Origin of the sequence: Pseudomonas sp. W22_MBD1_FP4, from assembly GCF_052113765.1 — a bacterium.
Taxonomy (GTDB): domain Bacteria; phylum Pseudomonadota; class Gammaproteobacteria; order Pseudomonadales; family Pseudomonadaceae; genus Aquipseudomonas; species Aquipseudomonas sivasensis.
The window spans coordinates 137,205-157,414 of sequence record NZ_JBGQOI010000017.1; the positions used below are offsets into that span (position 1 = coordinate 137,205).

Sequence of the window (20,210 nt, forward strand, 5' to 3'; positions counted from 1 at the left end):
ACGTCACTTCCTTAACGTGGCGTTCAACCTTTGTTCGAGCGAGGTGAGGATATTTTGTGTCGTGGTATTCACCTCATCGTCATTAAGAGTGCGCGATGGATGCTGCCAGGTCAAGCCAACTGCAAGGCTTTTTCTATGCGGATCAATGCCTTTACCTTGATAGACGTCAAATAGCCTGAGGTCTGTCAGCCATTCCCCTGCATTTTCACGGATAACATCCAAAACGGCAGTGGCGGCAACTTCACGGTCAGCGATCAGTGCCAGGTCGCGGCGCACTTCTGGGAAGCGCGACAGCTCGCTGAATTTAGGCATCTTGCCCGAGGCGACTTCAGCCAGGACCAACTCGAAAACGAATACTGGACGGTCGAGACCGAGGGCTTTCGACAATTCTGGGTGGATAGCACCGACGAAGCCTACCAAGCGACCTTCACGTTCAATACGTGCAGTCTGCCCTGGATGCAGCGCCGGGTGGCTGCCAGGAACGAAGGTGAACGCATCCAATGCACCAGCAAAGCCAAGGACGGCTTCCACGTCAGCCTTGACGTCGAAGAAGTCCACAGCATCGCGGCCCTGCGCCCAGCCCTCCGGCAAGCGACTGCCGCAGACAACACCGGCCAGCATCGGCTCTTGCTTCAAACCGTCCAACTGACCAACGAAACGCAGACCACTTTCAAACATGCGCACGCGGTCTTGCTGGCGGTTCAAGTTGTGGGAAAGGGCCTTCACCAGACCAGGCCATAGAGACGAGCGCATCGCGGCCATGTCGTTGGAGATCGGGTTGGCCAGCAACAGGGGCTGGACACCAGGGTTGAACAGTTCGAACTGTCTCGGATCGATGAAGCTGTAGGTCACCGCTTCCTGGTAACCACGGGCAACCAGCAGACGACGCAACTCTGGCAAGTGCGCACGCGCCTCGGCCTTGGGTTGCGGTGCCAGGCGCGCTTGCGGATAACGAACCGGCAGGCGGTTGTAACCGTACAGACGAGCCAACTCTTCGATTAGATCGACTTCCAGGCTGATATCGAAGCGATGGCTTGGCACTTCAACATGCCACTGCCCTTCCCCGCCCGCAGAGATGTTCAACCCGAGGGCCGACAACAGTTGCTCGATTTCAGTCGGTGCGATGACCAGGCCAAGCATTTGCTCAACGCTCTTGGCGCGCAGGGTGATCGGCGCAACGCACGGCAGATGCTGTTCGCTGACAATCTCAGTGATCGGGCCGGCTTCGCCACCGGTGATTTCCAGCAGCAGGCCAGTGGCGCGCTCCATGGCTTCACGGGCGAGCTTCCAGTCTACGCCACGCTCGTAACGGTGCGACGCATCAGTGTGCAAGCCATAGGAACGGGCCTTGCCAGCGATGGCGATTTGGTCAAAGAATGCGCTTTCAAGGAAGATGTCGCGAGTGGTCGCGGAAACACCGCTGTGCTCGCCACCCATTACGCCGGCGATCGCAAGAGCGCGGGAATGGTCAGCGATCACCATGGTGTCGGCGCGCAGGCTGACTTCCTGGCCGTCGAGCAGAACCAGCTTCTCGCCTTCTTCAGCCATGCGTACGCGGATGCCGCCATTGATTTCGGCGAGATCGAAGGCGTGCAGCGGCTGGCCCAGTTCAAGCATCACGTAGTTGGTGATGTCGACGGCAGCGTCGATGCTGCGTACGTCGGCGCGGCGCAGGCGCTCAACCATCCACAGCGGAGTTGGCTTGGACAGGTCGACGTTGCGAATTACGCGGCCCAGGTAACGTGGGCAGGCAGCTGGCGCCAGCACCTCAATCGGACGCACTTCATCGTGTACCGCAGGCACGGCGGCAACTACTGGACGGGTAACCGGGGCGTTGTACAGCGCGCCCACTTCACGGGCCAGCCCAGCCAGGGACAGGCAGTCGCCACGGTTTGGGGTCAGGTCGACCTCGATGCTGGCGTCTTCCAGTTCCAGGTAGACACGAATGTCCTGGCCAACAGGCGCATCCGCCGGCAGCTCCATCAAGCCGTCGTTACCTTCGCCTACCTGCAGCTCCGCCTGGGAGCACAGCATACCGTTGGACTCAACGCCGCGCAGCTTAGCCTTCTTGATCTTGAAGTCGCCTGGCAGTTCGGCACCGATCATGGCAAACGGAATCTTCAGACCCGGACGCACGTTTGGCGCTCCGCACACAACCTGGAAAGTTTCCGCCCCGTTGCTGACCTGGCACACACGCAGTTTGTCGGCATCAGGGTGCTGCTCGGTGCTCAGCACTTCGCCCACAACCACGCCACTGAAAACACCGGCGGCCGGCGTTACGCTATCAACCTCAAGACCGGCCATCGACAGACGAGCAACCAGCGCGTCGCGATCTACCTGCGGGCTTACCCAGCCGCGCAGCCATTGTTCACTGAATTTCATCCTGCTCTCCTAAAGATTCGTTACGACTAGCGAAATTGCGCGAGGAACCGCAAGTCGTTGTCGAAGAACAGACGCAAGTCGTTCACGCCGTAACGCAGCATGGCCAGACGCTCAACGCCCATGCCGAAGGCAAAGCCCGAGAACTCTTCCGGATCGATCCCGGACATGCGCAGCACGTTGGGGTGAACCATGCCGCAGCCCATCACTTCCAGCCAACCCGTCTGTTTGCAGACTCGGCAGCCTTTACCGCTGCACATCACGCATTCCATGTCGACTTCAGCGGAAGGCTCGGTGAACGGGAAGAACGATGGACGGAAACGTACCGCCAGCTCTTTCTCGAAGAACACTCGCAGGAACTCTTCGATGGTGCCTTTGAGGTCGGCGAAGTTGATATCGCGATCAACCAGCAGGCCTTCGACCTGATGGAACATCGGCGAGTGGGTGATATCGGAGTCGCTACGATAAACGCGACCTGGGCAGACGATGCGGATCGGCGGTTTGTTCGCTTCCATGGTGCGGACCTGTACCGGTGAGGTATGGGTGCGCAACAGCATGTTCGCGTTGAAATAGAAGGTGTCGTGCATCGACCTGGCCGGGTGATGGCCTGGGATGTTGAGCGCCTCAAAGTTGTGATAGTCGTCTTCGACCTCAGGGCCTTCGGCAATGCCATAGCCTATATGGGTGAAGAACTGCTCGATACGTTCCAGAGTCCGGGTGATCGGATGTAGACCGCCCGAGGCTTGGCCACGGCCAGGCAAAGTTACATCAATAGACTCGGCGGCGAGTTTGGCCGCAAGATCGGCCTCCTCCATCGACGCCTTGCGCGCATTGAGAACCTCTGTGACGCGCTCCTTGGCAACGTTAATCAGCGCGCCGACTTGCGGGCGCTCTTCGGCTGGCAAATTCCCCAGGGTCTTCATCACCTGAGTCAATTCACCCTTTTTGCCAAGGTAGTGAACCCGGATTTGCTCCAGGGCATTGATATCTTCAGCGCTTTGCACAGCCTCAAGAGCTTGAGCGACGAGCGCGTCCAGGTTTTCCATGTACAGACTCCAGATACAAAATAGGGGAAGAGCTTGAAGGCTCTTCCCCTATTTATGACGTTTACCACCTTGGGCTACAGGAGCAGCCCAAGGTGACTGTCGGGGGTACTTAAGCCAAGGAGGCTTTAGCTTTCTCGACAATCGCAGCAAACACCGCTTTTTCGTTCACGGCCAGTTCAGCCAGAACCTTACGGTCGATTTCGATGGACGCTTTTTTCAGGCCAGCGATGAAACGGCTGTAGGACAGACCGTTAACACGCGCACCGGCGTTGATACGAGCGATCCACAGAGCGCGGAACTGACGTTTTTTCTGACGACGGTCACGGTAGGCGTATTGGCCTGCCTTGATTACCGCTTGTTTGGCAACACGGAATACGCGTGAACGCGCGCCGTAGTAGCCTTTAGCAAGTTTCAGAATTTTTTTGTGACGCTTACGGGCCATGACGCCACGCTTTACACGAGCCATGAGTTACTTCCTCTATTCTTGATCCAAAATTAACGAAGGCGCAGCATGCGCTCGACTTTTGCCACGTCAGACGGATGCAGCAAGCTGCTACCGCGCAGTTGACGCTTACGCTTGGTCGACATTTTGGTCAGGATGTGGCTCTTGAAAGCGTGCTTATGCTTGATACCGTTAGCAGTTTTCAGAAACCGCTTAGCAGCACCACTTTTAGTCTTCATCTTTGGCATGTTCGGATACTCCGCATTCAGTTGATAAACATAATCAGAAGGCCTGCCGTGCCCTGTTGATTACTTCTTCTTTTTCGGGGCGATGACCATGATCAGTTGGCGTCCTTCCATCTTAGGATGCTGTTCGACCGAACCGTACTCAAGCAAGTCAGCTTCAACCCGCTTGAGGAGTTCCATCCCCAGCTCCTGGTGGGCCATCTCACGGCCGCGGAATCGCAAGGATACCTTGGCCCTGTCCCCATCACTCAGGAAACGTACCAGGTTGCGCAGTTTTACCTGGTAATCCCCTTCCTCCGTCCCTGGACGAAACTTGATTTCTTTTACTTGAATCTGCTTTTGGTTCTTCTTCGCCGCGGCAACCTGCTTCTTCTTTTCGAAGATCGACTTGCCGTAGTCCATCACCCGACAAACAGGTGGGATTGCATCGGCGGAGATTTCCACCAAGTCCAGCTTGGACTCTTCTGCAATACGAAGCGCTTCATCAATCGAGACGATGCCAATCTGCTCGCCGTCAGCGCCAATTAACCGAACCTCGCGTGCCGAGATATTCTCGTTGATCGGGGCTTTCGGTGCAGCTCGTTTATCTTGTCTCATTTCACGCTTAATAATAATTACTCCGAATCTGGGCGACCACGCCGGGAAACCGCTTGCGCGAGGAACTCAGCGAACTGGGCGACGGGCATAGAGCCCAGGTCAGCACCTTCACGAGTACGCACAGCGACAGTCTGCATCTCGACTTCCCGATCTCCAATAACCAAAAGATAGGGGACCTTGAGCAAAGTATGCTCGCGGATTTTAAAGCCGATCTTTTCATTTCTCAAGTCGGACTTGGCACGAAATCCGCTTTCGTTGAGAGTTTTTTCAACTTCAGCGGCAAATTCTGCCTGTTTATCAGTGATATTCATGATCACTGCCTGGGTCGGAGCCAGCCACGCGGGGAATGCACCCTCGTAGTGCTCGATCAGGATCCCGACGAACCGTTCGAACGAGCCGAGGATCGCCCGGTGCAGCATAACCGGGTGCTTACGACTGTTGTCTTCGGAGACGTATTCGGCTCCCAGACGGATCGGCAGGTTAAAATCGAGCTGCAGAGTACCACACTGCCAGACGCGGCCAAGGCAATCTTTCAGCGAGAACTCGATCTTCGGACCGTAAAACGCGCCCTCCCCCGGCTGCAGGTCGTACGCAAGCCCCGCACTATCAAGCGCTGCGGCCAGTGCCGCTTCGGCGCGATCCCACAGTTCGTCGGAACCGACACGCTTTTCCGGACGAGTGGACAGTTTCATCTCGACGTCGGTGAAACCGAAATCGCGATAAACGTCCATGGTCAGCTTGATAAACGCAGCGGATTCAGCCTGCATCTGCTCTTCTGTGCAGAAGATGTGGGCGTCGTCTTGAGTGAAACCGCGCACGCGCATGATGCCGTGCAGCGCACCCGACGGCTCGTTACGGTGGCAAGCACCGAACTCGGCCAGGCGCATCGGCAACTCGCGGTAGCTCTTCAAGCCCTGGTTGAACACCTGCACATGGCATGGGCAGTTCATTGGCTTAATGGCGTAGTCGCGGTTTTCCGACTGGGTGGTGAACATATTGTCGGCGTAGTTGGCCCAGTGCCCGGATTTCTCCCACAGGCTGCGATCAACGACCTGCGGGGTCTTGATCTCCAGGTAACCGTTATCACGCTGCACCTTACGCATGTACTGCTCAAGCACCTGATACAGGGTCCAGCCGTTCGGATGCCAGAACACCATACCCGGCGCTTCTTCCTGGAGGTGGAACAGATTCAGGCGCTTGCCGATCTTACGGTGATCGCGCTTTTCAGCTTCTTCGATGCGCTGGACATAGGCGGCCAGCTGCTTCTTGTCAGCCCAGGCAGTGCCGTAGATACGTTGCAACTGCTCATTCTTAGCGTCGCCGCGCCAGTAGGCGCCGGACAGCTTGGTCAGCTTGAATGACTTGAGGAAGCGTGTGTTCGGCACGTGCGGACCACGGCACATGTCGACGTATTCTTCGTGGTAGTACAGGCCCATGGCCTGCTCGTCCGGCATGTCTTCCACCAAACGCAGCTTGTAGTCCTCACCACGGGAAGTGAACACTTCGATCACTTCGGCGCGCGGGGTGACTTTCTTGATGACGTCGTAATCTTTCTCGATCAGCGCGTGCATGCGCTGCTCAATGGCAGCCATGTCGTCCGGAGTGAAAGGACGCTCGTAGGCGATGTCGTAATAGAAGCCTTCTTCGATAACCGGACCGATTACCATCTTCGCGGTTGGGTACAACTGCTTGACCGCATGGCCAATCAAGTGCGCGCAAGAGTGGCGAATGATCTCCAGCCCCTCTTGATCCTTGGGCGTGATGATTTGCAGACTGGCGTCAGAGGTGATCAGGTCACTGGCATCAACCAGTTTGCCGTCGACCTTGCCGGCCACAGTAGCCTTTGCCAGACCGGCACCAATGGATGCGGCGACCTCGGATACGGATACAGCATGATCGAATGAACGTTGACTGCCATCGGGAAGAGTAATAGTTGGCATGGCGCCTCCTCTCCTAGTGGTGACCCCTACCAAAGGTCACGTGGGTTGGGATGAGCCAGTACAAGATCCAATACCAGGCCGTTCAGTGATGAACGCCTGCCTTACAGCGGCAGGAGCCTTTCGGCCAACCGATAATCGAACCAGAGTGACTGGAGTGAACAAAAAGAACATGGCGAGGCGGCAAATGGCGCGCCCGGGAATAGCCAGGAGAGCGATGCTAGCACAGATGAACGGTCATCGCGCCGGCGCCAGGCCAGGTAACTACTAATTCCAGCCTTTATAGCTGCAAAACGGAACTTGAGCTGTACGCACTACCTCAAACCCACTGAGAATCGCTGTTTGTCCTCGACCCAAAGGAGCATCCCATGATGCGTTTTACTTCTACCCTCGCTCTCGCCGCTACCCTGAGCCTCCTTTCCATCGGCGCGCAGGCTGCTGCGCCCTCCAATTGGCCGGCCGGTGCCCGTGACAGTTTCATCAACGACTGCAGCGCGGCCGCCAGCCAGAACGTTGACGTCAAAACGGCCAAAGCCCACTGCGAATGTGGCGCCGACAAGATCAACGCCGAATTGAGCAGTTCCGAAATCAAGGAATTGATGACCAATCCGAACGCCAGCGCACCACTTAAAAACAAAGCGGTGGCTGCAATTTCATCCTGCAAAGTCGTGAAGAAAAAGTAAGATCGGCGCCAGATCAGACGGCCGCTCTGCTGGAAAAATCGCCCGAAAACTGCCATTTCTCACAAATTACGCAGCTTTTACGGCTTTTTTTAACAGCTGATATTTCGCGCCAAAGCCCCGTAGACCGGGGCTTTCAGCCGACCTAAGCACTAAATGCAACGCTATTGATTGGCAAACAATGCCTTGGGGGGGCTCCCAAGCCGAACATTTCGACTATGATAGCCCGGTGTGCCCAGTTGGCCTGAGCAGCACAGCACTACTGAAAATATATGTTTCTTGGAGATACACCATGTCTAATCGCCAAACCGGCACCGTTAAATGGTTCAACGATGAAAAAGGCTTCGGCTTCATCACTCCTCAAGGTGGCGGTGACGACCTGTTCGTACACTTCAAAGCTATCGAAAGCGACGGTTTCAAAAGCCTGAAAGAAGGCCAAACCGTTTCCTTCGTGGCTGAGAAAGGCCAAAAGGGTATGCAAGCTGCACAGGTTCGCGGCGAGTAATTCTCCGCTGAGCTAAAAAAACCCCGTCCATGTGGCGGGGTTTTTTATGGGCGCTGCAAAAGCAGCGATCAGCCGCAATTGACGCGAGTGATCACCAAGTTGTCGTCAGCGTTTAGGTTCAAGCGGTCGGAGCGGTATTCCAAAGTGATCATATCGTTGGGCTTGAGGATGCGAGCATTCTGCGCACCGGCACGGGCCCGGGCTTGCTCCAGCAACTGAGGCGAAGCTTTCTGGCCGATTGTGAACTCGGCAGCCTTTGACTCACAGCGGCTATGACCTGCATCGGTCACTGCGGCGTCTTTGGCTGGCTCAGAGGTACCCGGGGTGCTGCAACCCGCCAACGCGAGTGCTGCCAACAAAGTACCGAATGATGCGAGCTTCCAAGGCATGAAGCCTCCTATTGAAAAAATGAACAGAGATCGTGCGACAACCGTCTTGCAGATTGGTTTCAAGACGTAAATCGCCGTCGGGCAAGTCTGCCTGACTATCAGCAGGCATTCGCCCGATCAATCGTGACCAGATATGAACATAATCAGTAGATGTCGATGTAGTCAAAAGGTGGCTTGGGCCAGTTTTGCTTCAGCGCGTTGAAAACCTGTGTGACCCAGACCTCGTCGCTGGCAGCGACATTTCCGACGTAACCGGAGCCCTTTGCCCAGGTTTCAAGACGAAACAACAGGCCATCTATGTCAGTGCCCCCGACTACCCCAGATGATAGGTAGGCGATACCGGCCTTGGTCACACGCAGTTGAGTATGTTCGTCATCACTGGCACTGGCGATCAATTGGCGCACGGCGGCCAGGGTGAGATTCTCGGGGTCATTCAAATCGATCTGCACGCGGTATTCCCCGGCAATTAAACAGGAGCACAGTGTCGCACAGCACTTGCTTCATGCCTAAGTAGCAGTGCCAAACGCCGCGCAAAATGCTTAACTGCGCCCGGTAAAACCGCGCCCCAGCGCATTACCCAGTATTTCAGCTCGTGAGACCTCCATGACCACCGTAACGCTCCAAGCCGACATCAAAGCCAAGTGGCCCCAAGGACAAAGCTCCTACAGCCCCGGAAGCCCAGAGGAACTGGCAATCATCGGTATAGACCTGCTGGTCAAGGAACTCGGCACTCAGGCGGCACAAGCCTTCATTGGCCAGGTATTCGAGAAATACCCGGCCGATCACATGGGAGCACACAACCCCGAGCGCGAATAAGAACCGGCCGACGAACGTCGACCGGCAATCGGTTTACTTCAGCCGCGCAAGGCGCTCAGTCAGCAGATCGAAGAAGCCCTGAGCGTCGCCGTTCTCAACCCAGAACGCATTCTTTGGTTGTTTCAGACCGTCGTACCAATCGACGATGGTCTGCCCGAATGTCGGGCCTTCACGGCTGTCCACCACCACATTGACCTCGCGACCACTGAACAGCGAAGGCTTGAGCAGGTACGCAACAACGGTGGCGTCATGTACCGGGCCGCCCGGGATGCCATAGTGCTCCATATCGCCTTTGACGTATTCGTTGAGAATATCGCCGACGACCTTGCTGGCGTTGTTCTTGAGGTCGGCAATCTTTTTCAGACGCGCCTCACTGGTCAGTACCTTGTGGGTCACATCCAGCGGCAGGTAAGTCAGCTTGACCCCACTCTTGAGCACGATCTCTGCAGCAATCGGATCGGCGAACAGGTTGAACTCGGCAACCGGCGTGATATTGCCTCCATTGAAGTGCGCGCCGCCCATCACCACCACTTCTTTGATGCCCTGGGTGATTTCCGGATCCTGAGTCAGTGCCAGCGCCAGGTTGGTCTGCGGACCCAGCATGGCGATAGTGATGCTGTGAGGCTTGGCAGCACGAAGGGTCTTGATCAGGTAATCAACGGCATTGCCTTCGGCCAGGCCCTTTTTAGGCTCATGCACGGTGACGCCGGAAACGCCCTCCTTGCCATGGATGTTTTCGGCATAGATCGGTTTGCGCAGCATCGGCGCTGGTGCACCGGCGTAGACCGGAATGTCCTCACGCCCCGCCCACTCGCGGGCCAGGCGCGCGTTACGCGAGGTCTTGTCCAGGCGCACGTTACCGGCGACGGTGGTCAGCGCACGGATGTTCAATTCGTCCGGGGAAGCCATGGCGAAGAGCAAGGCCACTACATCGTCGGCACCTGGGTCAGTGTCGATGATGAGGTCGATTTTTTCCGCCGCGTGGGCGCTTGCAGCAGTGAGCGCGGACAAAAGCAGGACACTCCGAAACAGATTTCTCAGGATTGGAAGACCACGTTGCATAAAACACTCCTTGTCGTTGGGGAACTCTAGAACGTTACGCCGGACACCAGCGCGATATTGCAGTAAGGCTGGCATTCGCCGGTGCGCACAACCGCGCGCGCCTGGCGACTCAGTTGCTTGAACGCTTCATGACTGAGCAGACGTCGCTCGCCGAGGGCGGCCTGTTCACTCAGCACGTTCAACTGCGCCAGCGCAGGTGGCTGCTTGAGCAGGATTTCTTCCGCCAGCACGTGGCTTTCCACCTGCATCTCACTGAGCACGATACGCAAAGTGCTGATGAAATCAGGAATACCTTTTGTAAGCGCCAGGTCGATCAACTCGACGCCGGGCGGCACCGGCAAACCAGCATCGCCGATCACCAGAATGTCGCCATGGCCCAGGGAAGCGATCAGCCGCGACAGAGCGATATTGAGCAGAGGGGTCTTTTTCATAAAGGTACAAAACCTTGAACGTCATGCAGCGTAGGAATGGAAGGTTGCGCACCCGCACGTGTGACTGACAATGCTGCAGCGACCTGACCAAAACGTATGGCCTCGGCTTCGCTTTTACCGCTGGCAAGGGCCGCCGCAAAACCACCGACAAAGGTATCGCCAGCAGCCGTGGTATCCAACGCCTTGACCTTGGGCGCCACCAAGTGCTCAAAGCCACTGCCATCCGCAAACAATGCACCTTGGGCGCCCAGAGTGATGATGACTTTGCCGGCACCGGCTTTAATCAGTTGCGTGGCAGCCACTTTGGCACTGTCCAGAGAGTCGACTGTCACACCGCTCAATGCGGTGGCCTCGCTTTCGTTGGGAATCAGATAATCGACCGAGGCATACCACTCGGCGGGCAACGGTGCGCTGGCCGGCGCAGGGTTGAGGATCACGGTCTTGCCCAGTTCACGACCGCGCTTGAGCGCATAGGCCACGGTAGCCATCGGCACTTCCAGCTGGCAGATGATCACATCGGCGGCTTGCAGCACCGCATCAGACGCCTGCAGTGACGTGGGCGTCAGCTCGCCGTTGCTGCCGGCAACAATCACAATCGCATTCTGGCTGCTGTCATCCACCACGATCAACGCCACGCCACTGGAACCGTCCACGGTACTGACGGCCTGGCAATCGATACCTTCCACCAGCAATGCGTCACGCAACTCAGTGCCGTAGGCATCGGTGCCGACACAGCCAATCATCGCCACACTCGCACCCAGTCGCGCCGATGCAACGGCCTGGTTGGCACCCTTGCCGCCCGGCACCGTGGAAAAAGTTTGGCCAATCAGGGTCTCACCGGCACGGGGCAGCCGGCTGGCGCGGGTGACCAGATCCATGTTCAAGCTGCCTACTACCACTACTTTTGCTGGCATACATCAGTACTCATCAATTCGGTTCAGCGGTATTGCGCAAACACACCGGCGACGGGCGCCGTCGACTCGCGCAATACGATGCTCGGCGTCACGATGCGTTGATCGATCGGCAGTTGGGGTGTTGCAATTCGTCGCAGTAAAAGCTCGGCGGCCGTCTCGCCCAGTTGCAGGATCGACTGGCCGACCGTGGTCAGGGCCGGGTACACATAGCGGCCCATTTGAATATCATCAAATCCGATCACCGACAGCTCGCCGGGCACGCGGATATTACGCTCAGCTGCAGCACGCAATACGCCAAAGCCGATCATGTCGTTACTGGCAAAAATCGCGCTGGGCGGGTTCTGCGCCAGCAATTGCACGGCAGCAGCATAACCGCCGGTGCTGGTGAAGTCGCTTTCCCGGGTGCGATTGGGCGCAACGTCCACACCGGCCTCGCGGAGCGCGCGCTGGTATCCCGCCAGGCGCATTTGCGCGACACGGGTGTGGGCCGGGCCGCCGATACAGGCGATGTCCCGATGCCCCAGCTCAAGCAAATGCCGGGTCGCCAGGTAGGCGCCCTCTTCATGATCGATGCGCACCAGATCGACATCAATGCCGTCCAGCGCCCGGTCGACAATCACCATGGGCGTGCGCACCGCGCTCAACCCTGCGGCGAGGCCGCTGTCATCACCCCCCACCGAGGTCACGATCAAGCCGTCGATGCGCTTTTCCAACAACACCCGCAAATAGCTGCGCTGTTTTTCAGCATTGTCGTCGGAGTTGCAGAGGATCACGCAGTAGCCGTTACGCTCGCAGTAATCCTCGATGCCTCGTGCCAGCTCCGCGAAATACGGGTTGAGGCTGTTGGGTACCAGCAAACCGATGGTGGCCGTGGTCTTGGCCTTGAGCGAGCGCGCGACGGCGCTGGGCACATAGTCGAGCTGCTTGATGGCCGCTTCGACCTTGACCCGTACCGGCTCACTCACTGGGCGCGTCTTGTTCACCACATGGGACACGGTGGTGTAGGAAATCCCTGCAAGCGCCGCCACATCCTTGATCGTTGCCATGGTTCAGCCCCGCCGACTAGCACGTTGGCTGCGGTACGTATCGAGAACCACGGCAATCACGATCACAGCACCGGTGATGATGCGCTTCGTGGGCTCCGTGGCGCCGATCTGTGCCAGGCCAGCGGCCAATACCGAGATAATCAACACGCCAAAGAAGGTACTGATTACCGAACCGCGCCCGCCCATCAGGCTGGTGCCGCCGATCACCACCGCGGCGATCACTTGCAGCTCCAGACCGGAGCCAGCGTTCGGGTCCGCTGCTTCCAAACGCGAGATCTGGAATAACGCCGCGACACCGGCCAGCAGGCCCATGAGACTGAACACCAGAATCTTGTAAGGCTTGGGATTGATACCGGCCAGGCGCACGGCCTCTTCGTTGGTGCCGATACCGATCAGGTAACGACCGAACACGGTGCGGGTCAATACTAGCTGCGCAGCGATGATCACCAGCAAGGCAATGATGAACGACGGCGAGATACCAAACGCAATCGGGTTGGACAGCCAGGCAAACGAATCACCGATGTACGCGGTGCGCGAACCGGTCATTTGGTACGCAACGCCCCGCGCCATTTCCAACACACCGAGGGACACGATAAACGACGGGATCCGCCAGGCCACGGTGATCGAGCCGGTGATGGTGCCGGCCAACGCGGCGCAGCCCATGCCGAGCAGAGCGGCCGGCAACACGCTCCAGCCCCACCCAAGAATCGCCACGCTGACTGCCGACGCCGCCAGGGCCAGCACCGAGCCCACCGACAAGTCGATACCGCCGATGATCAGGATGAACGTCATGCCCACCGCCAGCACCATCAGGTCCGGGATCTGGTTGGCCAGGGTGCTGAAGGTGTCATAGGACAGGAAGTGGTCACTGAGCACCGAAAACAGCGCAATCATCGCGAGCAAGGCGCCCGCTAGCCCCAGGTAGGTGCCCAGTCCGTAGAAGTTGCCGCCCGCTTTACCGGAGGTAGTTGTGGTTTTCATGGGGTATCCCTAAGCACTGCGTCATTGAGCAGCGCATCACGTTTCTGATAGCCGGCAAAGGCGGCGGCGAGCAATTCGTCCTGGGTCCAGCTGTCACGCTCAAAGGTCTCGATCAGACGCCCGGCAGACAGCACGCCGATGCGGTCGCAGATCAGCATGAGCTCACGCAGGTCGCTCGATACCACCACCAGCGCTTTGCCCTGGCGGGTCAATTCGCCGAGCAAGGCATAAATGTCGAACTTGGCACCCACATCAATTCCGCGGGTGGGTTCGTCGAACAACATCACCGAGCAGTCGCGCTCCAGCCAGCGGCCAATCACCACTTTCTGCTGATTGCCGCCGGACAGTTCCGACACCAGTTGCGCCGGGCTGGAACTGCGGATGCGCATGGCGTCGATCTGGCGCTTGGCCAACGCGGTTTCATCGCGGCTGTTTACCACGCCGCCGCCAGAGATTTCCGGCATGTTGCCCAGGGCAATATTGGCACTGATGGACTGAGTCAGCAGCAAGCCTTCACCCTTGCGATCTTCAGTGATCAGGGCGATACCATGCCCCACTGCATCCACGGGAGAGCGAATACTCACCACCTTAGCCGGTGAGCCCAGGGCCACGGTGCCGCTGTCGGCCAGATCGGCACCAAAGATCAGACGCAGCAATTCGGTACGGCCAGCGCCGATCAGGCCGGAAATGCCATAGATCTCGCCGGCACGCACTTCAAAGGACACGTCACGGACTTTGTCCGAGCGGCTCAGGCCTTTCACAGTTAGGGCCGGGCCGCCGATGCTGCGCGGCCCCAGGTCGATGTGTTCACCCAGCTCGCGCCCCACCATCAAGGTGACCAATTGCTCACTGTTGTAATTGGCCATCGGTTCGACGCAGACCAGCTTGCCGTCGCGCAATACCGCAATGCGCTGGGCAACACGGGCCAACTCTTCCAGCCGGTGCGAAATGTAAATAATCGCCACGCCCCGGGCCTGAAGGCGGGTGATTTGCTCAAACAGCATCTCGACTTCACGCGCGGTGAGCATGGCCGTGGGTTCGTCGAGGATCAGTACATGGCAGTCGCCAATCAAGTTACGGGCGATCTCAACCATTTGCTGGTGACCGATGCCCAGGCTGCCGACCAGCGTGTCAGGGTCGATGGCGTCCAGGCCAACTTGGGCCATGGCCTCGATCGCGGCTTTGCGCAGTTGCTTGCGGCTGATCCAGCCACAGTGGCTGGGCAGGTTATCCAGGAACAGGTTTTCGGCCACGGTCAGCGTCGGCAGCAGGTTGAGTTCCTGCATGACCATGCGCACACCCAACGCTTCAGCCTGGGTACGGCTGGCAGGACAGTAATCCTGACCATTGAATTGCATATGCCCGGTGGTCGGCGTGACCAGCCCGCCGATGATCTTGGACAGGGTGCTTTTGCCTGCGCCATTCTCGCCGGTCAGCGCCAGCACTTCCCCACGGTTGAGCGTGAGGGTGATGTCGGACAGAACCGGTTGGGCATAGGTCTTACCGATACCGCTGACCGAGAGGACAGCGTTCGGGGCGGAAGATGACATAGGAAAATCTCCAGGCGCCCGCTCAGGACGAGCGGGCGCTGTTGGGTGCCGCCAGAATTACTTCTTGAGGACGAGTTCGACCGGGGTTTCGATCACGCCGTCTTTGGCATCGACTTTCTCACCCTTGACCAGCTTAAGGGCGTTCTGGATACCGAATACCGCTTGCTGGGCAGCTGCCTGGTCGGCGGTAGCCAGTACGCGGCCGTCCTGCAACATCGGCTTGATCGCTTCGATATTGTCGTAACCCACGACCATTACCTTGCCCGCCTTGCCTGCCGCACGCACAGCGGAGACAGCGCCCAGGGCCATATTATCGTTACCGGCCAACAAGGCCTTGAGGTCCGGGTATTCGCTCAGCATGGCCGAGGCGACTTTCTGGCCCTGGTCGATTTCCCAGTTGCCGGATTGAGTGGAAACGATCTTCATACCGGCAGCGTCCATCGCATCTTTGTAGCCGGCGGTGCGCTGCTGGGCGTTGGTGGTAGTCGGTACGCCTTCGATGATGCCGACTTTGTCACCTGCTGCCAGTTGCTTGGCCAGGTAGTCGCCCACGAGCTTGGAGCCCTTGCGGTTGTCGGGGCCAACGAAGGGAATATCGAGATTTTTGCTTTTCAGTACACCGGGGTCCAGGCGGTTGTCGATGTTGACGACCTTGATACCGGCGTCGGAGGCTTTCTTCAGTACGGTGACCAGTGCCTTGGAGTCAGCAGGCGCGATGACGATGGCGTTAACCTTGGCGAGGATCATTTGGTTGACGATATCGATCTGCGCGCTGGTATCAGTTTCGTTCTTGATGCCGTTGGTGATCATGTCGAAATCGGCGGCATGGTCTTTCTGGTAAGCCTTGGCACCGTCCTGCATGGTGACGAAGAATTCATTGGCGAGAGATTTCATCACCAGGCCGACCTTGGGTTTGGCGGCGGCGTCGTCAGCAAAGACAGAGGACAGAGGTAAAGCGGCGGATGCGGCAGCAAGCACAGCGACAGCAAGAAGACGTCCAGCGAATGGCAGCTTCATGGGTTCACTCCGATCTTATGATTATTGTGAGCAACGCTTGCACCGAAGAGTCCTTCGGCAGCCATCCCACAAGGGTGGCTGATTCGATCTTTCAGAGCACTCAGGGAGCACCGCGTGAAACATCTCGCAAACGTTTGCGTTAATCAAACTATGAGAACCTTGTCGAGATTTGTCAACGGTAGAACACAGCCTTTCATCTAAGGCCTCTAGCCTCTGTCCTCCCGTCCGGCGAAAGGACGTTATTAAACATTCCCCCCAACGCTTCGTTCTCTGAAACGACAGACCTCTTCATGCGACTCAGTATTTCCCGATGATCATCTTCGGACAACCGAACGCAATCATGCAGCGTGTTCGGAAAGCCGGACAGACGCATTGCGGGATCTGCCATAAGAACGACAATTATTGTTATAAATCAGCTAGTTAATTTATATCCAAGAACTTAATCAGCCTGGTACAAATCCTGCTCCTACCCAGCACCTCGTGGCATTCAGAACCGCCCGGGCGCTCTAGATGAACCTGCTACAGCACTCATCAAAAACCAGAGAGAAAAACAATGAAATCTGCACTGAAGAACTTTGTTCCGGGCGCGTTAGCCCTTCTGCTGCTGTTCCCTGTTGCCGCTCAGGCAAAGGAAGTTGAATCCAAGACCAAACTGGCCAACGTGGTAATTCTCGCCACCGGTGGCACCATTGCCGGCGCTGGCGCCAGTGCGGCCAACAGCGCTACCTACCAGGCGGCCAAAGTCGGTATCGAGCAATTGATCGCCGGTGTTCCTGAACTTAGCCAGATTGCCAATGTGCGTGGCGAGCAAGTGATGCAAATTGCATCCGAAAGCATCAACAACGAAAACCTGCTGCAACTGGGTCGCCGCGTCGCCGAACTGGCTGACAACAAAGACGTGGATGGCATCGTGATCACCCACGGTACCGACACCCTGGAAGAGACCGCCTACTTCCTGAACCTGGTGGAAAAAACTGACAAGCCAATCGTGGTAGTTGGTTCCATGCGCCCAGGCACCGCCATGTCGGCCGACGGCATGCTCAACCTCTACAACGCCGTGGCTGTAGCCGGCAGCAAGGACGCGCGCGGTAAAGGGGTGCTGGTGACCATGAACGACGAGATCCAATCGGGTCGCGACGTAAGCAAGATGATCAATATCAAGACCGAAGCCTTCAAGAGCCCATGGGGCCCAATGGGCATGGTGGTTGAAGGCAAATCCTACTGGTTCCGCCTGCCTGCCAAGCGCCATACCATGGATTCGGAATTCGACATCAAGAACATCAAAAGCCTGCCGGACGTCGAAATCGCCTACGGCTACGGCAACGTAAGCGACACAGCCTACAAAGCCCTGGCCCAGGCTGGTGCCAAAGCAATCATCCACGCGGGTACTGGCAATGGCTCGGTATCTTCCAAAGTGGTACCTGCCCTGGTGGAACTGCGCAAGCAAGGCGTGCAGATCATTCGCTCCTCCCACGTGAATGCCGGCGGCATGGTGTTGCGTAACGCTGAACAGCCTGACGACAAATACGACTGGGTTGCTGCCCTCGACCTGAACCCGCAGAAAGCGCGGATTCTGGCAATGGTTGCCCTGACCAAGACCCAAGACAGCAAAGAACTTCAACGGATTTTCTGGGAATATTGATTCCTGACTGAACCCTGTATGTGGCGAGGGAGCTTGCTCCCGCTCATGTACGCAGCGCCCGAAAGCTTCTTTTTTGGGCCGCTTCGCGGACCAGCGGGAACAACTTCCCTCGCCACAACAACCTACCTATCCCTCCCCCCCGCCCTACACCCACCCCCTTAACTCGCCGCCAGACGAATCTCTTAAATTTTAAGCAGTTGCGAAATTGCCCACACTTAAATACTGTATGCACGTACAGCTTATTAAGGAATGCTCCGTGGCAAAGTCATCTTCCGCAGTACCTACCCCGCCCGATGCCTACACACGCCTGGCCATTCGCGTGCAAAAAATCATCAACTCCACCAATGCCCAAAAAGCCAAGGCAGCCCTGATCTTCCGCTTGCCGGAGGAACCAGAGGACGATTGGCAGCGCTTGTTGGAGGAGATTGCGGAGAACGACAACGTCACCCTAGCCTACCGGGATGACGGTGGCGTGCAGATTTTCTGGGTTGTGCCGAAGGAAGATTGATTGAATGAGTGCCCGTTTTATTGCTGTGTGTTGCCTGTTTTTTGCCGTTACCGCTCACGCTCAGGCGCCCCGAACCTTCAGTGAAGCCAAAAAAGTTGCCTGGACACTCTACGCCCCGCAATCCACCGAGTTCTATTGCGGCTGCAAGTACAGCGGCAACCGCGTTGACTTGAAAGCCTGCGGATATATCCCACGCAAAAACGCCAACCGCGCCGCACGCATCGAGTGGGAACACATTGTTCCGGCCTGGCAGATCGGACATCAGCGCCAGTGCTGGCAGAATGGCGGGCGCAAGAACTGCACGCGCCATGATGACGTGTTCAAGCGTGCCGAAGCAGACCTGCACAATTTGGTGCCGAGTATCGGCGAGGTCAATGGAGACCGAAGCAACTTCAGCTTTGGCTGGCTGCCGGTGCAACGCGGGCAGTACGGTTCATGCCTGACCCAAGTGGATTTCAAGGCCAAGAAGGTGATGCCGCGACCTTCCGTACGCGGGATGATCGCGCGAACCTACTTCTACATGAGCAAACAATACGGCTTGCGCCTGTCGAAACAGGATCGTCAGTTGTACGAAGCCTGGAACAAAACCTACCCCGTCCAAGCCTGGGAGCGCCAGCGTAACCAGACGGTGGCGTGTGTGATGGGGCGTGGCAATGAGTTTGTCGGCCCGGTCAACCTGAAAGCCTGCGGTTGAAGATGGGCGGCACTGCCGCCCAATCGGCCCGTTACTGCGCAGGCTGGTGTTCGATGATCTCAGACACCGTGTCAGTTTTCTTGGCACGAGCCATCTTTTCGTTAAGCAGGGTCTGCTTTGCCTCGGCTTCGGCCTTAGTTGCGAACGGCCCCAACAGCACTTCGTCCTTGCCGTCGACCTTCACGATATAAAAATTGAAACCATGTTCGAGCAACCAGGCGGTCAGGTCGGTGATCGCCTGCAGTTTGTGGTCCGGCGGACCTACTCGCAGGTCCCACTCTTGGGCGGCAATCGCGCCGGTTTGTGGCTGGCTTTCGGTCACGGCAGGCTTGGCCTTGGGGGCGTCGACGCGTTTGCCTTCACCGCAACCGGCCAGTGCCAACACCGCAATTGCCATCGCTACTTTACGCACTGCCCTGCTCCTCTAAGGATAAAGAGGCAACTTTATCATTCACTGTCTATTCTGGCCGTCATAAACGTTGGCTTAAACAATGCGAATGATGTATCCCAGACCTGTATGATGCCGCCATGGGAATTAATGTCGCCTCTATGCGTCCTAAAAGAGGCAGTCACAGGGAAGCGCTTAGCAGTAAGCTACACACATCCGACACCTGCCCTGTCTGAAACATGTGTCCTAAAAGCAATCAAGGAGAAGTCCATGCTTATACTCACCCGCAAAGTCGGTGAAAGCATAAACATCGGTGATGACATCACGATCACCATCCTGGGCGTCAGCGGCCAGCAAGTAAGAATCGGCATCAACGCCCCCAAGGATGTTGCCGTGCATCGCGAGGAGATCTACCAGCGCATCCAGGCCGGCCTGACCGCTCCGGATAAAAACCAGACGCCTTGAGGCGCACTCAGTAGCCAGCCCTTTCGTTCATGTAACGGCTGGCGAAAGCCTATTGGACTGTTCTTGGGCTGAATGAGTGATCAGCGTCGTCCAAAGTCCATGCGCCCCAAAGATGAAATTATCCTCGCGTCTGGAACTTGTTCCACTATCCAAAGCCGAACCTCCTGACTGACATACTTCCATCCGTGTGGACTCAGGAGCACGTCGATGAGGCCTATTACCGCGCAGCCATTTTTTTCCAGATCCTGGATGATTGCCCTGCTGATTGGGCTGGCCTTTGTGGGCGTAGAATATGGCCTGCGGCTGGAAGTCGAAGGTTCGGACCCCGCCTACCCTAAGTCCTGGTTTGATTTGGCACTGCTGCTGTGTGCGTACCTGTTCATGTTCTGCCTCAAGCCTATCCAGAAAGCATTGCAGCGTCAGCTGTGCCGGCGGGCCGAAAATAAAACTGGCGGCTGACCAAGCGAACCAAGCCG

Annotated in this window: 24 protein-coding genes; 8 read left to right on the forward strand and 16 right to left on the reverse strand. The window is 57.3% G+C overall.

Annotated elements, in window-relative coordinates; translation table 11 throughout:
* Positions 1-3: 3 nt before the first annotated feature.
* The 6 genes from pheT to thrS all read right to left on the reverse strand — a co-directional run bounded on the left by pheT (position 4) and on the right by thrS (position 6,649).
* Positions 4-2,382 (reverse strand): phenylalanine--tRNA ligase subunit beta, encoded by a 2,379-nt coding sequence (gene pheT, locus ACEN2T_RS21430; RefSeq protein ID WP_442117496.1) that lies wholly within the window; start codon positions 2,380-2,382, stop codon positions 4-6.
* 26 nt (positions 2,383-2,408) lie between these two features.
* On the reverse strand, positions 2,409-3,425 hold the full coding sequence (gene pheS / locus ACEN2T_RS21435) for a phenylalanine--tRNA ligase subunit alpha (protein WP_032886973.1): 1,017 nt from the start codon (positions 3,423-3,425) through the stop codon (positions 2,409-2,411).
* 109 nt (positions 3,426-3,534) lie between these two features.
* On the reverse strand, positions 3,535-3,891 hold the full coding sequence (gene rplT, locus ACEN2T_RS21440) for a 50S ribosomal protein L20 (RefSeq protein WP_003192488.1): 357 nt from the start codon (positions 3,889-3,891) through the stop codon (positions 3,535-3,537).
* 29 nt (positions 3,892-3,920) lie between these two features.
* Positions 3,921-4,115 carry a 50S ribosomal protein L35 gene (gene rpmI, locus ACEN2T_RS21445; RefSeq protein ID WP_002553160.1) on the reverse strand — a complete coding sequence of 65 codons (195 nt, stop codon included), beginning with the start codon at positions 4,113-4,115 and terminating at the stop codon, positions 3,921-3,923.
* Between the two features lie 60 nt (positions 4,116-4,175).
* Positions 4,176-4,727, reverse strand: coding sequence for a translation initiation factor IF-3 (gene infC / locus ACEN2T_RS21450; protein WP_015884933.1), 552 nt, complete (start codon positions 4,725-4,727; stop codon positions 4,176-4,178).
* Complete coding sequence (thrS, locus tag ACEN2T_RS21455) at positions 4,727-6,649, reverse strand: threonine--tRNA ligase (protein WP_095185580.1); 1,923 nt, start codon at positions 6,647-6,649, stop codon at positions 4,727-4,729. The genes infC and thrS overlap by 1 nt, the downstream gene beginning before the upstream one ends.
* A 365-nt stretch (positions 6,650-7,014) precedes the next feature.
* On the opposite strand from thrS, the gene ACEN2T_RS21460 reads away from it, so the two are divergent.
* On the forward strand, positions 7,015-7,329 hold the full coding sequence (locus ACEN2T_RS21460; protein WP_081797709.1) for a hypothetical protein: 315 nt from the start codon (positions 7,015-7,017) through the stop codon (positions 7,327-7,329).
* Positions 7,330-7,618: 289 nt separating this feature from the next.
* Positions 7,619-7,831: a cold-shock protein gene (locus ACEN2T_RS21465; RefSeq protein WP_003234260.1), complete on the forward strand. Its 213-nt coding sequence runs from the start codon at positions 7,619-7,621 to the stop codon at positions 7,829-7,831.
* A 68-nt stretch (positions 7,832-7,899) separates the two neighbouring features.
* Here ACEN2T_RS21465 and ACEN2T_RS21470 read toward each other — a convergent pair whose 3' ends face one another.
* Complete coding sequence (locus tag ACEN2T_RS21470) at positions 7,900-8,220, reverse strand: I78 family peptidase inhibitor (RefSeq protein WP_032886976.1); 321 nt, start codon at positions 8,218-8,220, stop codon at positions 7,900-7,902.
* 143 nt (positions 8,221-8,363) lie between these two features.
* A complete protein-coding gene (locus tag ACEN2T_RS21475; RefSeq protein WP_032886977.1) occupies positions 8,364-8,669 on the reverse strand; it encodes a hypothetical protein in 306 nt (101 codons plus the stop codon).
* A 154-nt stretch (positions 8,670-8,823) separates the two neighbouring features.
* Between ACEN2T_RS21475 and ACEN2T_RS21480 the strand changes: the two genes are divergently transcribed.
* Positions 8,824-9,036, forward strand: a complete 213-nt coding sequence (locus tag ACEN2T_RS21480) for a hypothetical protein (protein WP_032886978.1) — start codon at positions 8,824-8,826, stop codon at positions 9,034-9,036.
* A 33-nt stretch (positions 9,037-9,069) separates the two neighbouring features.
* Here ACEN2T_RS21480 and ACEN2T_RS21485 read toward each other — a convergent pair whose 3' ends face one another.
* Genes ACEN2T_RS21485 through ACEN2T_RS21515 form a run of 7 tightly spaced genes read right to left on the reverse strand, consistent with a single transcriptional unit; the run spans position 9,070 to position 16,037 of the window.
* Complete coding sequence (locus ACEN2T_RS21485; RefSeq protein WP_095185579.1) at positions 9,070-10,098, reverse strand: nucleoside hydrolase; 1,029 nt, start codon at positions 10,096-10,098, stop codon at positions 9,070-9,072.
* A gap of 26 nt (positions 10,099-10,124) precedes the next feature.
* Positions 10,125-10,529, reverse strand: coding sequence for a D-ribose pyranase (gene rbsD, locus ACEN2T_RS21490; protein WP_032886981.1), 405 nt, complete (start codon positions 10,527-10,529; stop codon positions 10,125-10,127).
* Entirely contained in the window at positions 10,526-11,443 is a 918-nt protein-coding gene (gene rbsK, locus ACEN2T_RS21495; protein WP_122752892.1) for a ribokinase, read from the reverse strand. The genes rbsD and rbsK overlap by 4 nt, the downstream gene beginning before the upstream one ends.
* A gap of 23 nt (positions 11,444-11,466) precedes the next feature.
* Complete coding sequence (locus ACEN2T_RS21500) at positions 11,467-12,489, reverse strand: LacI family DNA-binding transcriptional regulator (RefSeq protein ID WP_032886984.1); 1,023 nt, start codon at positions 12,487-12,489, stop codon at positions 11,467-11,469.
* Positions 12,490-12,492: 3 nt separating this feature from the next.
* Positions 12,493-13,470 carry an ABC transporter permease gene (locus ACEN2T_RS21505; protein ID WP_032886985.1) on the reverse strand — a complete coding sequence of 326 codons (978 nt, stop codon included), beginning with the start codon at positions 13,468-13,470 and terminating at the stop codon, positions 12,493-12,495.
* Positions 13,467-15,020 carry a sugar ABC transporter ATP-binding protein gene (locus ACEN2T_RS21510; protein WP_095185576.1) on the reverse strand — a complete coding sequence of 518 codons (1,554 nt, stop codon included), beginning with the start codon at positions 15,018-15,020 and terminating at the stop codon, positions 13,467-13,469. Before ACEN2T_RS21510 ends, ACEN2T_RS21505 begins: the two co-directional genes overlap by 4 nt.
* Positions 15,021-15,077: 57 nt before the next feature.
* Positions 15,078-16,037 (reverse strand): sugar ABC transporter substrate-binding protein, encoded by a 960-nt coding sequence (locus ACEN2T_RS21515; RefSeq protein WP_442117497.1) that lies wholly within the window; start codon positions 16,035-16,037, stop codon positions 15,078-15,080.
* 553 nt (positions 16,038-16,590) lie between these two features.
* On the opposite strand from ACEN2T_RS21515, the gene ACEN2T_RS21520 reads away from it, so the two are divergent.
* The 3 genes from ACEN2T_RS21520 to ACEN2T_RS21530 all read left to right on the forward strand — a co-directional run bounded on the left by ACEN2T_RS21520 (position 16,591) and on the right by ACEN2T_RS21530 (position 18,881).
* Complete coding sequence (locus tag ACEN2T_RS21520; protein ID WP_032886990.1) at positions 16,591-17,679, forward strand: asparaginase; 1,089 nt, start codon at positions 16,591-16,593, stop codon at positions 17,677-17,679.
* 256 nt (positions 17,680-17,935) lie between these two features.
* On the forward strand, positions 17,936-18,187 hold the full coding sequence (locus ACEN2T_RS21525; protein ID WP_095185575.1) for a DUF1654 domain-containing protein: 252 nt from the start codon (positions 17,936-17,938) through the stop codon (positions 18,185-18,187).
* A 4-nt stretch (positions 18,188-18,191) separates the two neighbouring features.
* Positions 18,192-18,881: an endonuclease gene (locus tag ACEN2T_RS21530; RefSeq protein WP_095185574.1), complete on the forward strand. Its 690-nt coding sequence runs from the start codon at positions 18,192-18,194 to the stop codon at positions 18,879-18,881.
* A 31-nt stretch (positions 18,882-18,912) separates the two neighbouring features.
* On the opposite strand, the gene ACEN2T_RS21535 is transcribed toward ACEN2T_RS21530, so the two are convergent.
* Positions 18,913-19,278, reverse strand: coding sequence for a penicillin-binding protein activator LpoB (locus ACEN2T_RS21535; RefSeq protein ID WP_081797711.1), 366 nt, complete (start codon positions 19,276-19,278; stop codon positions 18,913-18,915).
* Positions 19,279-19,539: 261 nt separating this feature from the next.
* Here ACEN2T_RS21535 and csrA point away from each other — a divergent pair, with 261 nt between their 5' ends.
* Positions 19,540-19,734 carry a carbon storage regulator CsrA gene (csrA, locus tag ACEN2T_RS21540; protein WP_003192511.1) on the forward strand — a complete coding sequence of 65 codons (195 nt, stop codon included), beginning with the start codon at positions 19,540-19,542 and terminating at the stop codon, positions 19,732-19,734.
* A gap of 207 nt (positions 19,735-19,941) precedes the next feature.
* Positions 19,942-20,193 carry a hypothetical protein gene (locus tag ACEN2T_RS21545; protein ID WP_032886995.1) on the forward strand — a complete coding sequence of 84 codons (252 nt, stop codon included), beginning with the start codon at positions 19,942-19,944 and terminating at the stop codon, positions 20,191-20,193.
* Positions 20,194-20,210: the final 17 nt, after the last annotated feature.

What these genes read in the sequence shown, in the direction of transcription:
- pheT (WP_442117496.1), bottom strand. Translation starts at nt 2,382, where the DNA reads ATGAAATTCAGTGAACAATGGCTGCGCGGCTGGGTAAGCCCGCAGGTA.
- pheS (WP_032886973.1), bottom strand. Translation starts at nt 3,425, where the DNA reads ATGGAAAACCTGGACGCGCTCGTCGCTCAAGCTCTTGAGGCTGTGCAA.
- rplT (WP_003192488.1), bottom strand. Translation starts at nt 3,891, where the DNA reads ATGGCTCGTGTAAAGCGTGGCGTCATGGCCCGTAAGCGTCACAAAAAA.
- rpmI (WP_002553160.1), bottom strand. Translation starts at nt 4,115, where the DNA reads ATGCCAAAGATGAAGACTAAAAGTGGTGCTGCTAAGCGGTTTCTGAAA.
- thrS (WP_095185580.1), bottom strand. Translation starts at nt 6,649, where the DNA reads ATGCCAACTATTACTCTTCCCGATGGCAGTCAACGTTCATTCGATCAT.
- ACEN2T_RS21460 (WP_081797709.1), top strand. Translation starts at nt 7,015, where the DNA reads ATGATGCGTTTTACTTCTACCCTCGCTCTCGCCGCTACCCTGAGCCTC.
- ACEN2T_RS21465 (WP_003234260.1), top strand. Translation starts at nt 7,619, where the DNA reads ATGTCTAATCGCCAAACCGGCACCGTTAAATGGTTCAACGATGAAAAA.
- ACEN2T_RS21470 (WP_032886976.1), bottom strand. Translation starts at nt 8,220, where the DNA reads ATGCCTTGGAAGCTCGCATCATTCGGTACTTTGTTGGCAGCACTCGCG.
- ACEN2T_RS21480 (WP_032886978.1), top strand. Translation starts at nt 8,824, where the DNA reads ATGACCACCGTAACGCTCCAAGCCGACATCAAAGCCAAGTGGCCCCAA.
- ACEN2T_RS21485 (WP_095185579.1), bottom strand. Translation starts at nt 10,098, where the DNA reads ATGCAACGTGGTCTTCCAATCCTGAGAAATCTGTTTCGGAGTGTCCTG.
- rbsD (WP_032886981.1), bottom strand. Translation starts at nt 10,529, where the DNA reads ATGAAAAAGACCCCTCTGCTCAATATCGCTCTGTCGCGGCTGATCGCT.
- rbsK (WP_122752892.1), bottom strand. Translation starts at nt 11,443, where the DNA reads ATGCCAGCAAAAGTAGTGGTAGTAGGCAGCTTGAACATGGATCTGGTC.
- ACEN2T_RS21500 (WP_032886984.1), bottom strand. Translation starts at nt 12,489, where the DNA reads ATGGCAACGATCAAGGATGTGGCGGCGCTTGCAGGGATTTCCTACACC.
- ACEN2T_RS21505 (WP_032886985.1), bottom strand. Translation starts at nt 13,470, where the DNA reads ATGAAAACCACAACTACCTCCGGTAAAGCGGGCGGCAACTTCTACGGA.
- ACEN2T_RS21510 (WP_095185576.1), bottom strand. Translation starts at nt 15,020, where the DNA reads ATGTCATCTTCCGCCCCGAACGCTGTCCTCTCGGTCAGCGGTATCGGT.
- ACEN2T_RS21515 (WP_442117497.1), bottom strand. Translation starts at nt 16,037, where the DNA reads ATGAAGCTGCCATTCGCTGGACGTCTTCTTGCTGTCGCTGTGCTTGCT.
- ACEN2T_RS21520 (WP_032886990.1), top strand. Translation starts at nt 16,591, where the DNA reads ATGAAATCTGCACTGAAGAACTTTGTTCCGGGCGCGTTAGCCCTTCTG.
- ACEN2T_RS21530 (WP_095185574.1), top strand. Translation starts at nt 18,192, where the DNA reads ATGAGTGCCCGTTTTATTGCTGTGTGTTGCCTGTTTTTTGCCGTTACC.
- ACEN2T_RS21535 (WP_081797711.1), bottom strand. Translation starts at nt 19,278, where the DNA reads ATGGCAATTGCGGTGTTGGCACTGGCCGGTTGCGGTGAAGGCAAACGC.
- csrA (WP_003192511.1), top strand. Translation starts at nt 19,540, where the DNA reads ATGCTTATACTCACCCGCAAAGTCGGTGAAAGCATAAACATCGGTGAT.
- ACEN2T_RS21545 (WP_032886995.1), top strand. Translation starts at nt 19,942, where the DNA reads ATGAGGCCTATTACCGCGCAGCCATTTTTTTCCAGATCCTGGATGATT.